This is a genomic window from Paenibacillus sp. LjRoot153, from assembly GCF_964253085.1.
Classification (GTDB): domain Bacteria; phylum Bacillota; class Bacilli; order Paenibacillales; family NBRC-103111; genus Paenibacillus_E.
On sequence record NZ_CAXUQH020000001.1, the window covers coordinates 7,288,473 to 7,302,678 of the forward strand.

General features: G+C 48.3%; 10 protein-coding genes and 1 pseudogene. 3 read left to right on the forward strand and 8 right to left on the reverse strand.

Annotated elements, in window-relative coordinates; translation table 11 throughout:
• Positions 1-108: 108 nt before the first annotated feature.
• Together ACSQ8P_RS31585 and ACSQ8P_RS31590 are read right to left on the reverse strand one after the other, a co-directional pair.
• Positions 109-231, reverse strand: a complete 123-nt coding sequence (locus ACSQ8P_RS31585; protein ID WP_436238806.1) for a hypothetical protein — start codon at positions 229-231, stop codon at positions 109-111.
• 124 nt (positions 232-355) lie between these two features.
• Positions 356-898 carry an alpha/beta hydrolase gene (locus tag ACSQ8P_RS31590; RefSeq protein WP_436239656.1) on the reverse strand — a complete coding sequence of 181 codons (543 nt, stop codon included), beginning with the start codon at positions 896-898 and terminating at the stop codon, positions 356-358.
• 336 nt (positions 899-1,234) lie between these two features.
• Here ACSQ8P_RS31590 and ACSQ8P_RS31595 point away from each other — a divergent pair, with 336 nt between their 5' ends.
• Positions 1,235-1,780 carry a TetR/AcrR family transcriptional regulator C-terminal domain-containing protein gene (locus ACSQ8P_RS31595; RefSeq protein ID WP_436239657.1) on the forward strand — a complete coding sequence of 182 codons (546 nt, stop codon included), beginning with the start codon at positions 1,235-1,237 and terminating at the stop codon, positions 1,778-1,780.
• Between the two features lie 267 nt (positions 1,781-2,047).
• On the opposite strand, the gene ACSQ8P_RS31600 is transcribed toward ACSQ8P_RS31595, so the two are convergent.
• The 5 genes from ACSQ8P_RS31600 to ACSQ8P_RS31620 all read right to left on the reverse strand — a co-directional run bounded on the left by ACSQ8P_RS31600 (position 2,048) and on the right by ACSQ8P_RS31620 (position 10,128).
• The gene (locus ACSQ8P_RS31600; protein WP_436238807.1) at positions 2,048-4,261 is read right to left on the reverse strand and encodes an alpha-galactosidase; all 2,214 of its coding nucleotides are present in this window, start codon (positions 4,259-4,261) and stop codon (positions 2,048-2,050) included.
• A 157-nt stretch (positions 4,262-4,418) separates the two neighbouring features.
• Positions 4,419-6,479 (reverse strand): alpha-galactosidase, encoded by a 2,061-nt coding sequence (locus ACSQ8P_RS31605; RefSeq protein WP_436238808.1) that lies wholly within the window; start codon positions 6,477-6,479, stop codon positions 4,419-4,421.
• Positions 6,480-6,549: 70 nt separating this feature from the next.
• Positions 6,550-8,157 carry an extracellular solute-binding protein gene (locus ACSQ8P_RS31610; RefSeq protein ID WP_436238809.1) on the reverse strand — a complete coding sequence of 536 codons (1,608 nt, stop codon included), beginning with the start codon at positions 8,155-8,157 and terminating at the stop codon, positions 6,550-6,552.
• A gap of 112 nt (positions 8,158-8,269) precedes the next feature.
• Complete coding sequence (locus tag ACSQ8P_RS31615) at positions 8,270-9,157, reverse strand: carbohydrate ABC transporter permease (protein ID WP_436238810.1); 888 nt, start codon at positions 9,155-9,157, stop codon at positions 8,270-8,272.
• 29 nt (positions 9,158-9,186) lie between these two features.
• Positions 9,187-10,128 (reverse strand): ABC transporter permease, encoded by a 942-nt coding sequence (locus ACSQ8P_RS31620; protein WP_436239658.1) that lies wholly within the window; start codon positions 10,126-10,128, stop codon positions 9,187-9,189.
• A 247-nt stretch (positions 10,129-10,375) separates the two neighbouring features.
• Between ACSQ8P_RS31620 and ACSQ8P_RS31625 the strand changes: the two genes are divergently transcribed.
• Both ACSQ8P_RS31625 and ACSQ8P_RS31630 read left to right on the forward strand, forming a co-directional pair.
• A complete protein-coding gene (locus ACSQ8P_RS31625) occupies positions 10,376-11,947 on the forward strand; it encodes a response regulator (RefSeq protein ID WP_436238811.1) in 1,572 nt (523 codons plus the stop codon).
• Positions 11,922-13,649, forward strand: coding sequence for a cache domain-containing sensor histidine kinase (locus tag ACSQ8P_RS31630; RefSeq protein ID WP_436238812.1), 1,728 nt, complete (start codon positions 11,922-11,924; stop codon positions 13,647-13,649). The genes ACSQ8P_RS31625 and ACSQ8P_RS31630 overlap by 26 nt, the downstream gene beginning before the upstream one ends.
• Positions 13,650-13,891: 242 nt before the next feature.
• Here ACSQ8P_RS31630 and ACSQ8P_RS31635 read toward each other — a convergent pair.
• Positions 13,892-14,041, reverse strand: a pseudogene (locus ACSQ8P_RS31635) (IS5/IS1182 family transposase); the annotation flags it as partial.
• Positions 14,042-14,206 lie beyond the last annotated feature (165 nt).

Below are 14,206 nucleotides of genomic sequence, written 5' to 3' on the forward strand. Positions count from 1 at the left end.
TCTAAGGATTTACCAAGAATGGTGCTTTAATAATACCAATTCATAGGTAGTAAGTCCTGTACGTTATCAGCTTTCAATGTTGATCGTTTCTTACTTTTGAAGCGATTGTTACTTCAAATTCTCGGTAAAGAATGCTTCTAACTTGTCGAATGGAATCAAATCCGTCATGTCATACAAATCAACGTGTCCTGCATTTGGAACGATGAACAACTCTTTTGGTTCTGCCGCCAATCGTAAGCATCTTCACTAAAGTATCTTGATTGAGCGTGCTCGCCCATGATGAACAAAATTGGTCGCGGCGAAATCGATTTAATGTAAGTAACCAGAGGGAAGTTCATAAATGACATGCTGCTTGTCAGGTAAATTGAGTAATTGAGTTATGGTGATACCCACGAGGCGTAGAATAGAATTCGCCAAACTCGCGACCGATTGGGTTTGTATTTCCATCAAATCCAATAGGCGCGCCTCGCGGGGTCAGCGATGGCTGGTGGCCCTCAAAATCCGCGTAGCGTTGCTCGGCAATTGCATCGAGCATTCTGTTGCGATCTTCTTCGGTGAACAAGTCTTTAAAGCCGTTGCGTGCCGCATGGTGTATATCATACATGCTGACCGTGACGACCGCCTTGATGCGCCTATCAAGCTGCGCTGCACTGATCGCAAAACCACCGCTACCACACATACCAATTACCCCAATTTTATTTCTATCTACAAATGGACGCGTACCTAGATAATCAACGGCGGCTCTGAAATCTTCTACGAATAGATCAGGCGAAGAAAGGTGCCGTGGCTCTCCGCTACTGTATCCGTTGTACGATGGGTCAAAAGCAAGAGCCACAAAACCACGCTCAGCCATATTTTGAGCATAGATACCGGAACCCTGCTCTTTAACTAACACCACCAAAGGGCGCACCTATAATAACGGCTGCATGTTTCTTTGACTCATCAAAGTCTTTAGGCAAGTAGAGATCTGCCGCAATTTTGATTCCAAACCTGTTTTTGTATGAAACTGATTTCCTTGTTACCTTATCGCTTAACTCAAAAATATATGTTTGGCAAATTTAATAACATCCTTTCATGTTAAATAAAAAACTACTATTGATGCATTCTCGACATCTGTCTATAATTTATACAATAAATATAATAAAAACAATCGTTAATTTAATCAGATTTGATGTCTAAACAACAAGTCAACAAAAATTGTCGAGTTTCTCAAGAAAGGTATGGTGTTAATAACATGGCAACAGTGGATAGAAGAATAGTTAGGACTCAAGAAGCAATTAAAAAAGCATTTCTTGAATTGATGTCAGAAAAAAGTTTCGATAGTATTACCATTCAGGATATTTCTGACAGGGCAAATATTAACCGTGCAACTGTTTATCTTCATTACTTGGATAAATTTGATCTGTTGGATAAGATCATGGAAGAACATATCAATAACATGAGTAATCTTTGTGAGTCGGAAACTGAAATGGATTGGATTGAATCGACTGTACATTGCATAGAATATCTTGAAAGTAATTATTTGTTTTTTGCGACGATGTTGGCGAGTGGAGGAGCTCCGTATTTTCGCAGCCGGTTTGTTCAACATAATATCGAAGAGTTCAAAAAAGACGTGGATATAACAAAAGGCAAGAATTTTGATCAAAGTGAAGATGTAATTGTCGAATTTGTTGCAAATGCTTACGTAGGTGTAGTGGAATGGTGGCTAAAAAATGGCATGCCTTATTCACCTCGTGTTCTTGCTGAACAAGTAGGAAGATTGTTAGATAGAATTTTATAACCTGATTGGACACTCAATAAGGAGCAGTTTGCCGTCGCTGGCAACTGCTCTTAACTCCTCACTATAACTACCCTGCTCGTTAGCTGAGAAGGCAGCCGACATTGCTCGGCTGCCTTCTCATGTTTAGTCATTGCACAATCGTGTCCCGCTAGCCGTCCATGCATCCCTACAATGCACCACAGAGCATGAAAGTTAACCCGTTCTTTCATGGTAGTTGAATAAACGGAGCATTACCCTAGAAGATTTGCATCTTTGATTCGTCCAAAATCAATTATGAAAATAGTAGTCAATTGCCTTTACCCTCCACCATCTGCTTGCGTAATCGCTGTGAAATAACGGCAGATGTATACCGGCCTGCATGAGACGATCGCCTCCGAGGGGGGCATCCAATCCTTCCACTTGGTATTCCAGCTCGGGATTCAAACCTTTCAATGCCAAACGCCGTAGAGGCGCATTCGGCTCTGCAAGCACCTGGTAGAAAAAGACCAGCGCTTCCTTGCGGTCTTCGGAGACGAACATCCACGCCGTTTCGTTACCCTTTCCTTCGAACGGGCTTCTTAATCTGTAGAAATCACCCTTCTGCACCAGTGACCGGATCTCCTTGTAATCTGCTACCTGCTCCCGGACAACGGCTTTCTCTTCCTCTGTGAACAAAGTCAAATCAAGCTCATAGCCAAAGTTTCCCGACATTGCCACGTCGCCTCGGGTTTCAAGCGGCGTAACCCGACCTACCTGGTGGTTCGGAACCGCGGACACATGCGCACCCATGGTACTGATAGGGTAGACGATGCTTGTGCCGTATTGGATTTTCAGACGCTCTACCGCATCCGTGTCGTCACTGGTCCAGGTTTGAGGCATGTAATACAACATCCCCGGATCGAACCTGCCGCCGCCGCCGGAGCAGCTTTCGAACAGAATGTCGGGGAAACGCGCCGTCAAACGCTCCAACAGCTCGTATAGCCCGAGTATATACCGATGGGCCGTCTCTGTCTGCCGGTCCGCATTCGACTGCGCGGAGCCGATTTCGGTCATGTTCCGGTTCATATCCCACTTTACGTAGGAAATCGGCGCGGAAGACAACACCTCACTGAGCGAATCAAACAAGTAATCCCGTACATCCTGCCGAGACATGTCCAGAATCAGTTGCTTCCTAGCCTCAGTACGGCGCCGACCCGGGACGTGAAGGCACCAGTCCGGATGTTTCCGGTACAAATCACTATCCGGAGAGATCATTTCCGGTTCGAACCAAAGCCCGAACTGAAGGCCTTGCTCATTCACGCGGCGTGCCAAATCCTCCAGACCCTTCGGCAGCTTGTTCCGGTCCACAATCCAGTCGCCCAATGAGGTGGTATCGTCATCCCGTTTTCCGAACCAGCCGTCGTCCAGAACGAACAGCTCAATGCCGAGCTTCGCCGCCATTACTGCGATGGCTTCGATTTTATCCGCATTGAAATTAAAGTAGGTCGCTTCCCAATTGTTGACCAGAATCGGGCGTTCCCGATCGCGGTGGATACCCCGGCACAGACGGGTCCGGTACAGCTTGTGGTAGGTTCGGGACATGCCGCCCATCCCGTCCGACGAAAATACCAAGACGGCCTCCGGTGTCTGAAAGCTCTCCCCCGGATTCAAGAGCCAAGAGAAATCAAAGGATTGGATCCCAATTGATACCCTCGTATGATCAAACTGGTCCACCTCCGCTTTCGCCTCGAAGCTGCCGCTATATACAAGGCTGAAGCCGAATACCTCGCCTTGATCCTCGTCCGTATTTGGACGGAGCAGGGCAACAAATGGATTCATTTGGTGGCTGCTGGAGCCCCGGCGGCTCTCCGCGGAGGTCCCTCCGTGTCCCAACGGCCTTCTCTCGATCTGGCGCTCCCTTACCCAAGACCCATGGAGACAAAGCCAGTCGTAACCCGCATCCTGGAAGTCCACAGTGGCGCTTAACGCCTTAAGCAGGCGGACAGGCTGCTTCCCTTGATTGAAATACCGCACGGATCGTGCAATGGCGCTGAACGTCCCGAACACGGTATAGGTCAACACAACCACAAGACCCGAGTAAGAGTCCGCAAGATCCAGCTCCAGGGTCTGCACATCATCGCCTTCTTCCGTATACAGAGCAGGCAACCCTTCTAACGGTGGTTTTCCTTGAAAAATCCGGTGAGCGCGGTACTTCAGCTCCGTTATACGCGTTCCGTCTTCCAACTCCACCTGATAAGCCGGATTCCGGAAGTCGCCGGCTCCGTATTGGGGATATTCCTGCGGAAGGGTATCAAGGGAGATGCTGGTGTCCTCCGGAACTGAATTCGGAATGAAGGAGCAGCGCTCTACAGTACGAATCAAGCCTTTCAAGTTCCCTTGCTGCCGTAATCTTTTACCCCAATATGCATGGGCCGGGTAGCCGTTAACCAATTGGATGACGTAGCTCATGTCCTTGGATTGTAGATGAAATAACCCTTCTTGTTCGCTATGAAAAATGGCCATGATAGATCTCCTTATGCTTATTAATGGAAAATAGGAATGAATCGATATTTCTTTATCATCTTCATCTTCCTGCCAACTGATGTTGCCTGTGACGTAATCACCGCCCGGAGCAACTTAATGCCGTGTGATTACCGTTGGTATTGATGATCCGCTCTTCTTATGTTGAGATTCGGATCAAGCGCAGAAGCTTGGATTCAGCCGGCTTCAGGTTTACTTCCAGCGCGTCCGCTCCGGTTCTCGGTGCTGCTCCAGAGCCCTTCCATACATCCCTCACCTCAAACACCCTTTCCCCTGCCATTCCGATCCGCTCAAGCGGAATGACCTTTACCGCCTCCTGGGATGCGTCAAAGTTAAAGACGGCAACCCATGTTTCGCCGTCCACCGCATCCAACGTGAACACATCTTCGGCACGGTCGCCGCTCCGCCCCTCAACCGGCCGGAACGTTTTCCCTGTCTTCGCAAGAGCCATCACTTCAAGGCGAGTCATCCATTCGCGGGCTCTCCGGGCCGCTTCCTCCATTCGGTAATCGTCCCCGAGCAAAAGCGACGTTCCGGCAATGACGGAGGCGTTTAAACGGCTAAGACCTTCTTCTTCGGATGTTTCCCGCTGGTTCTCGCTTTTGTACAGCACCGTATGGTCGGGATCGTTAAACCGGTACAGCGTGTCGTTGATCCACCACCCGTAAGTTAACGCATTCAGCATATACTCGGTATCGTCCAGCATGCCGAACGCATCGCACGAGATGCGGCGGCTGTGCGCATATCCGTGCGGAAAGAGCGGAGCAATGGACAGATTGATAAAAAAAGGCCGGTCGATCCGTTCCGGCGCGAGCGTATCCCGGATCGCGGACATTCCCAAATTATAAGCTTGAATCCCCGTCCGAACCGTCTCAAGAAAGTGCCGGCCTTCGAGTGCCCCATGCGAAAGAAAATCGAGCTTCACATACTCGAAGCCCCATTCCACGAACCGGTCAAGCTGACGGGTAATCCTTTGCAGTGCGGCCGGATGGGTCGGATCGATCGCATAAGCGCCGTCCAGTTTGGGCAGCAGGCGGCCTGCAGCGTCCTTAAGCAGCAATTCGCGGTAGGTGTACGAGCCGTCTACGCCTTCCACTGAACGATCCGGATCGTTGCCCCAGTATGCAAACGGGGTAAAATAAATGCCCGGCTTCTGCCCGTTGGAACGTACCCGGCGCACCGCTTCCCGCAATTCTTCCGGCGTCAGGTTGTTCCAGTAGGCATCGAAATTGATATAGACAACTCCATCTTTCGAACCCCACAGGTCCTGCAGCTCTTTCTTGATAAAGTCGGACGTATGGACATACACCTCCAGATCCAGCTTACCCATGACGGCGGACCAGCTGTTCCAGCCGAATGGGACGCCTCCGTCCCAAGGAAGCGCCGGCGTTAGGACGGCATTCGCCCGTCCGTATGCTTCCATCCCATCTCTGTAATCATCAAAAGCGCCTACAAAAATACGTGTGGACACGTTTTTCTTATTGCAAACGGAACCGTGAGGAATCGTATCGCGCGTTTGCAGATTTGCGGCGCCGCCGTACACCTGTAGACGGGAAACCTCCTTCGCGAAGGTGCCTTCGACTTGCAAACCGGTCTTCCATGTATCGTGCGTCACTGAACCGAGAACGAAACCGTTCCGGCTCTCCGTCTGATACACCGCAGTCACTTCGCAGCTTTCGATGGAGCAAGGAATCGCGAACGATCCGTATCGGACCCACTTGTCATTATCAAACGGGATGAACTGAACGCGGATTTCGCCATCCTGGCCGGAACCGAAATCGAAGACCGACCCGTCGTTAAGCAGCGCCGCCAGCGGAGTCATTTCATTCGTTTCCCATTCCGTTTCCTGCTCGGCCTCCAATTGGACGAATCCGTATGATAGACCTTCATAACACCAAAACCGCTGCCGCAGGACCGGTTTACCCGGCTCCAGGTGCTCGACGGACCAGCAAATGCCTCGTCCGAACCCGTCTTCCACGTGCTGTATCGACGCTTTGTCCACCCGATGAGTTGCATAATAGGTCGTGCGAATGCGCTCGGAGCCTAGCATTACTTCCCCGTACAAGCCCCGAATCGCCAGTCCGTCCAGCCACCGGAACTCTACCGTGCCGCTCTTCAAGTCGGATTCTATTCGCAGCAAGCCATTATCCACGGCCATTGCCGCCGCATGCATTTCTATCCGAATCTCTTGGCTGCTCAACGTTCACTTCCCCCTCCCAGCAAGAATAGAGAAAGCCGGGCTTCATTCCGGCTTTCTCCATCAAACACACTTACTTCCAGAGCTTCATGCGCTCTTTGTAGTTTTGATCGATAATTTTCTCGACTTTCTCGTCACCGGCCGTTTTCATATCAGCCAGCATCTTGTCGAACAGGCTGTTTGCCTCATCCGCCGATTTAGCCATAATGGCTTTCGTGACTCCTTGCGTCATGATGTCCTTCACTTTCTGCTCGATTAATGCTTCCGGCGTTCCGCCTTGAGGTCCTAGCCCTTCATAAGAAGCACTATCGAATACGGTATCGGACAAGTTTTTGAGCGCCATCTTATCTATAGCGTTGCGTTCATAACGCCCTGGAAGATCATACGGTGTGCCGTCGGAACCCAAACCGTTCTTCACAAACCAGGTCCACTTGCGGATTCCCGTTTTCTTGGCGTAGTTATCCCAGTCGTCCTTGAAACCTTGCAGCACTTCCGGACGCGGCGCATGTTTGCCGTCCTTCATGTCCCAATGCTGGCCTTCAATGCCCCACATCAGCAGGTACTGTCCTTCCTCGCTGGCCAGGAAATTGATCAGCTTCATCGTCCGTTCCGGATATTTGTTCGCTTTCGTGATGGCAATGGCGTCCCAACCCAGCGAGCCGCGCGGACCGTACGTCGTCTTCGAAGGATCGACGCCTTGAGCGGCGACTTTATACGGGTACAGTTTGGCTTCTTCCCCGCCGACTTTTTGAAGACTATTGTTGGCGTTATTAGGATCCCAATAAGCGCCGGTCGTCGCCAGAACGGTGCCACTTGCGAGCTTCTGCTCCCACGTCTGCTTCTTGTTAATCGCCCACTCCTTATCCAGCAATCCGGAACGGAACAGATCGTTTATGTACAGCACCATTTCGCGGTATTTCGGATCTTTTACGTCGTATTTCATCACACCATTGTCTTCAAAGAAGCTCTTCATCCCGAACATGCCCTTGAATGTGCCGAAATCGGATCCGTTCATCGTGAGCGGGATTGTTTCTTTGCCGTCGATTTGTGGATATTTGGTTTTGAAATCCTGCAGTAATTTCTTGAATTCGTCAGCCGTAAACGGGACGCCGCCTTCCGCCTTGTCCGGGGCGAGCTCTTTTAGCCAATTTTTGCGAATGCTGAATGCGAGTACCGGTTCCTTCTCCAACCCGTACCAATTCGACAGGTAATAATTCTTGCCGTCTTTATACCGGGTTTTGTTCAAAGTATCCCCATACATTTTCTTCACGTCCGGGCCGTACTTGTCGATCAGATCATTCAACGGAATGATGGCCCCTGCAGAAATGTACTTGTTCACCAAATCGCTGCCGCGTTCCATCAGAATGATATCCGGAAGGTCGTTGCTCGCCAGCATCAGATTCAGCTTCTCCGCCGGGTTCCCTGTCGGCTGTTGAATCTCGATGGTTACGCCAGTCCGTTTCGTGATTTCCTGAGCTACCGGATTGGTGAACGTGTCCCCCGTATTTTTATCAAAAAAGGTCAGTTTAATCGGCTTTTCCTCTTTCGTCGCTTCGCTGCCTGCAGGGTTGTTCGACGCTTGGCTGTTGTCCGGGGAATCCTTCTTCGCGGAGCAGCCAATGATGAAGGTAAATAGTAGAGCCACGGATATAACAAGACTTAACAATCGGTTCACTTTCATGGAAACTCTTCCCCCTCATAGTTTCAATTTAACGTTCCCAAGCCAAGAAAATCTTCCTTCCAAATATTGTTCCCCATTTCTCACCCCCTTACGGAAAATTCGATTGCCTGCATCAGCTTTTGACCGCTCCAAGCGTCATTCCTTTCACAAAGTACTTTTGCAGGAAAGGATAGACCATGAGGATTGGCAGCGTCGCAACCATCGTTGCGGCCATCCGGATCGTATCAGGCGATACGGACATCCGCTTGGAGGAATCGGCCAATTGCTGGGCAGCGTTCACCATAGAGCCTGTCTGATACTGGTTCAAAATTTTGACGAGAACCGCTTGAAGCGTTTTCAGATCCGGCTTATAAGTAAACACATAGGAATCAAACCAGGAATTCCAATGCATAATCGCCGTAAACATGCTGATGGTCGCAAGCACCGGCGTCGTCAGCGGCAGGATGATCCGAAAGAAGATGTGCAGGTAGTTGGCGCCGTCCATCTTAGCCGATTCGTCCAGCTCCTGCGGAAGCTCCTGCATAAAGGTACGGACAATTATCATATAGAAGACATTCATCATGCTCGGCAGGATGAATACCATGAAATTATCGATCAAATGCAGGCTTTTGAGCACCATGTAGTAAGGAATCAGGCCTCCACCGAAGTACATTGTGAAGATAAAGTACATTGATAAAGCCCGTCGGCCGACTAGCTCCCGCTTGCTGAGGGAATACGCCAGCATACTGATGACGATAACAGCGAGCGGCGTGCCGATCAGCGTTCTCGCCAGCGTTACTTTAATCGCGTTCCAGATTTCGCTGTCAGACAGGATTTGCCGATAGCTCTCCAGACTGAAATCCCTTGGCCACAAATAGAGTCCGCCCCGAATGGTATCTTCTGCGTTGTTCATGGAAATGATGAATATATTCCAAAACGGGTAGAAGGTAATGAGAAATACCAGTATGATGAAAAGATAGACAGCCGCTAAAAATACAATGTCATTTCTTTGTTTGTGCATGAAGTCTGACACCCCTTTTTCATTCCGAACTAGAACAGCGATTGTTCGTTCATTTTTTTCGCAAGTGTGTTAACGGATAAGACAAGGATAAAAGCTACAACCGATTTGAATAATCCGACCGCCGCACCGTACGAGAACATGCCGTTTTGCAGCCCATATTTGTACGTATAGGTGTCGATTACCTCCGCATAATTCAATATTGTATTGTTCTGCAGCAAATATTGCTGATCAAACCCCGCATTGAGAATGCCGCCGACAGCCAGAATGGCCAAGATGATGATCGTCGGACGAAGCGATGGCAGCGTGATATGAAGCATTTGCTGCAATCGGCTTGCGCCGTCCACTTTGGCAACCTCGTACAGCTCGGGATTAATCGCCGCGATGGCCGCAAGATACATAATGGCGTTAAACCCCATGTCTTTCCATGTATTGGACAAGGCGATGATCCACCAAAACATCGGACCGCTCTGCATGAACTGGATTGGCTCTTGAATGAAACCCAGACCGATGAGCAGGTTATTCACGACTCCGTTCGAGGATAGCACAGTAATGACAATATTCGCCGCAATGACCCAAGAGATGAAGTGGGGCATATAGGATACGGTTTGAAACGTCCGCTTGAACCAACCGTTCCGAAGCTCGTTGATCATTAGCGCGAGCAGGATCGGCATTGGGAATCCGAATAGCAGCGACAGAAAGCTCTGTGCCAGCGTGTTGCGCATCACCATATAGAAATCGCCGTTGGTGAAGAAATACTTAAACCATGACAATCCGACAAATTCGGCTGTGAAAAATTGTTTGAAGAACGATCCACCGGCCGGCGAATAATTGGTGAACGCCATATACAACCCGAACATCGGAACGTATGAAAACAATAAGGTAATAATAAATGCAGGTAATATCAACAAGAATAATAACCTCTGCTCCTTCAATCTGCTCCATTCCGATCGCTGACGCTTCTGCTTTAGCATCTCAGACGTTCGAATTGGAACCGTACTCTGCTTTGTTGTTGTTTCCATAGAACCCTCCCACATGTTACCGCTTTCTGTTTTAATTATAGGTGCATCCGGTAACGTCAATCCATACAAGCTTCTTCAGATTCATAACCGAAAACTACACAATTTATCATCACGCATTGTTGGAATGTGTTATTGCACTTAAAATAAATAATACAAATTACTGTTGGACACTATTTAAACTAGGGGAGGTGACATGGAGATGTACACGATCTTGTTGGTGGACGACGAGAAACTGGAACTGGAGACACTGGAAGGTTATACCCCTTGGAGAGAAATGGGGATCAAAGTGGCTGGAACGGCGAACAACGGCAAGGAAGCCCTTGCAAAGCTGAAGGAGCTTAAACCGGATATCGTGCTAACCGACGTGCGCATGCCGATCATGGACGGCCTGGAATTCGCCAAAAGGGCCAAACAGATCGACAAATACGTGAAAATCGTTTTCCTGAGCGGCCATAACGAATTCCAGTATATCAAATCTGCGCTGACCATGGAGGCGGTCGGCTATCTGCTTAAACCGATGGATTTGGAGGAGCTTACCGAGCTTATGAATCGGGTCAAGAAGAAATGCGAAGAAGATCGGCTTGCCAGCCAAAGCCAGGAATCGATGTGCGAAAAGCTGGTCCTTCGGCTGATTCGCGAAAAGGATGAAGAACAGCGCCAAGATTGGATTCGCAAGCTCGTTTTGCTGCAATCCGGATTTCCTCTTTATGGAGATTATGTAATCGCTGTCTTCTCTATCGATCCTCCCTTTGAAAACAGCGTAAAACGGGATGCCTTCCCTGCCGGTACCGATTTGCTTCCATTGCTACATTCCGTTCTGCAGGAACAGCCGGGCCATTACATCGCCCTGGATACGGAACCGGGCTGCATTGCCGTCTTGGCGCATGCGGATCCGCTGCGGGTTCAACCCGTTCTTGAGCGTTCTTTCTGGCAACAGATTCGTCAGAATCTGAACAGATATACGGACGGGATCGTAACCGTCGGATTATCCTCTCCGGAACGCGGGCTAGAGCGGCTTCCGTACGCTTATGATTCCGCAAAGCAAGCCAATGAATGCAAGTTTTACAGCCATATGGGAAGCGTCATCATGCCGGAAGATTCGTGCGATACGGCGACACTCGAGGTCGACGTCGAACCGTATGCCGAGGAATTGATTCGATCCATAAAACAGTGGAATGCTTCTCAAACGGAAGCGATTGCAGATTCGTTTTTTGCAAAGCTGAGGGAAACACACATTAGGAGAAATCAAGCCATCTATGCCGTTATTCGAATGATGGCCGCGATCGAACAACAGTTTTCCATGCTGCTTGGCGGCTCGAATAACAATCTTCTGTATACGGACCATTGGAAAGAAGTATCGTCCATGGCTTCTCTCATGCACATACAGAAATACGTCGTCCATTACTGTTCCCGGATTGCCGCTCTACTGAAGGAACGCAGCAAGGACCGTAACCTGCTTTTGGTCGAACATATTGTCCAAATTATGGAGGACCGGTACCATCTTCCGATCACCGTAGACGATATGGCCAAAGAAGTGTATTTATCACCGAACTATATTCGGACGCTGTTCAAGGAGAAGAAAGGAGAGACCATTCTTGACTGCCTGACAAAAATTCGCATCCAACACGCTACGGAGATGTTAAAAGACAAGTCGCTCAAAATACACGAAATCGCCCATGCCGTCGGTTACGAGAATGTTTCGTATTTTTGTTCCGTCTTTCAGAAGCATAAAGGGAGCACGCCCAATGAATATCGTAAAATGGTTCCATAACAAATTGTTTTCCCGCATTCGATTAAGAGAAAAACTATTCATAATGTTTTTCTTTGTGGCTATCATACCGCTTCTGTCCTTTGTTTATTACTCACACCAAACCATCAAGAGGGAACTGACCGATCAGACGTATGCCAATATGGCGACTTCCTTGGAGCAAATCAATTTGAATTTGGAAAGCAAATTGGATGCGTACTCCAAAATTTCAAGCACATTGTATATGGACAACATCCTTCGCGCCTATTTAATCCGGGACTACTCGGAAGACATGGGCTTGTTTGTGGATGCTTATCAATACTTCAACAATACGATCAAAAATGTTTTAACCACCAACCCCGGAATACAATCATTGACCGTATATACGAGAAACCAAACGCTTCCGGCGGACAACGTTTACATCAAGCGATGGGATTCTAAATTTGAGCAATCGCATGTGTATCTCTCTCTTGCAAATACGTTCGGCGACATTCGTTTCGTGACTCAACAGACCGAATCCGGGGGGATTCCTACAATCACGCTCGCCCGGCTCCTAAACTACGATAAATATCCATACGGAATCCTAACCATTAACATTCCAGAATCAGATATTTATTCCCTGATGGCTCAAGAGTCGGAAGACAAATCGATTTTTATAGTGGACGCGGAGGGAAACATCATTTCTTCCAAAGATAAAAGAATGCTGAACATGAACCTCAAATCGTTCATCCGGGATGAATTCAGCGAATCCTTAGAAGGTAAATTTAACGACCGGTTTAACGGGGAAAACGTTTTTGTCGCATATAATACAACCAAATTCGGGTGGAAGATTGTTTCCGTCATTCCTTATCAAAGCTTTATGGCCAAAGCCCAGGCTGCGACAGCGCGGTCATTGACCATCGCGCTGCTTAATATCTTTTTGTCCGCGCTGCTTATCTACACCGCTTCCCGGATTTTCACCAAGCGGGTGGAATATTTACTGAAGATGATCCGGCGGGTAGAAAAGGAAGATTTTAACGTTAACATGAAATCGCTTGGCCATGACGAGATCGGACAGCTTGGCTTTGCGTTTAATAAGATGGCGAAGCGTATCAACAAACTCATTACCGAAGTGTACAAGAAAGAAATTGACAAGAAAGAAGCGGAAATGAATGTGCTCCAAGCGCAGATCAATCCGCATTTCCTGTACAATACGCTCGCATCCATCTCATCGCTCGCGATTCAAAACGGGGACATGCGGATCAACAAGATGGTGGCTGATCTCGCAAAGTTCTACCGAATCTCCTTGAACAATGGAAAAAATGTTCTTTCGATCCATGAGGAGATCACGTTAACACGCTACTACATCGCGATCCAACAGGTGCGGTTTGCAGGGCTGCTCCGGGTGCATTATAATATCGAAGAAACGGTCCTTCCTTGTCCAATCGTCAAATTGTCGCTTCAACCGCTGGTTGAAAACTGCATCAATCACGCCATTTGGGATGACAAGCAGGGAATCAATATCGTCATCAAGGCTTACCGCGATGGACAGGATATTGTATTGAAGGTGATCGATGACGGAATGGGCATTCCTTCCGACGAGCTCAAAGAGGACTTTAAAATGTCCGGTTACGGTGTTCAAAATATAGACCATAGAATTAAGCTCACCTTCGGAAATGACTACGGGGTAACCTTTTTCAGCAAACTGGGTATCGGTACCGCTGTGCAAATCCGAATCCCCGGATGAAGCGCCGTAATCGATAAGGGCTGTCATAAGCAGATTCTATTTTGCTTGCGTCAACCTTATCTTGCTATAAAGGACACAAAATTTCTTCAGTGTTGTAGCTTCTCAACCTATATTCCCGCCACCGATCTTTTCTGGAAATTAGAGCATGGTTACCTCATAATAAGACGACCTTCATCCCCTTTTTTTGGGGATGAGGGTCATCTTTTTATGATCTAAGAGAGCCTGTTGGCTGGTGGTTCTTACTACATCAGCTTTAATGTTCGCTTTAGATTAACCGTGAATATGGCCATAGCGCCTTGGAACTCCATGCCTAATAGACCCGAGGATGTGGCTACATCATACCCGTGCCTGTGTTTGAGTTTGCTATTCTTGGCTTCAATTTTGTAGCGATCGTATTGATTTAGCAGGGGTTATTCTAGAGTCCAAAGATGAACCATTCCAGTCTGGAGATCCTGTCATTGTAACAAGCTACGGCCTAGGTACATCCCATTATGGTGGATTCAGCGAAATTGCTCCTGTACCTGCAAAATGGGTAGTTCCAATGCCTCATGGATCGA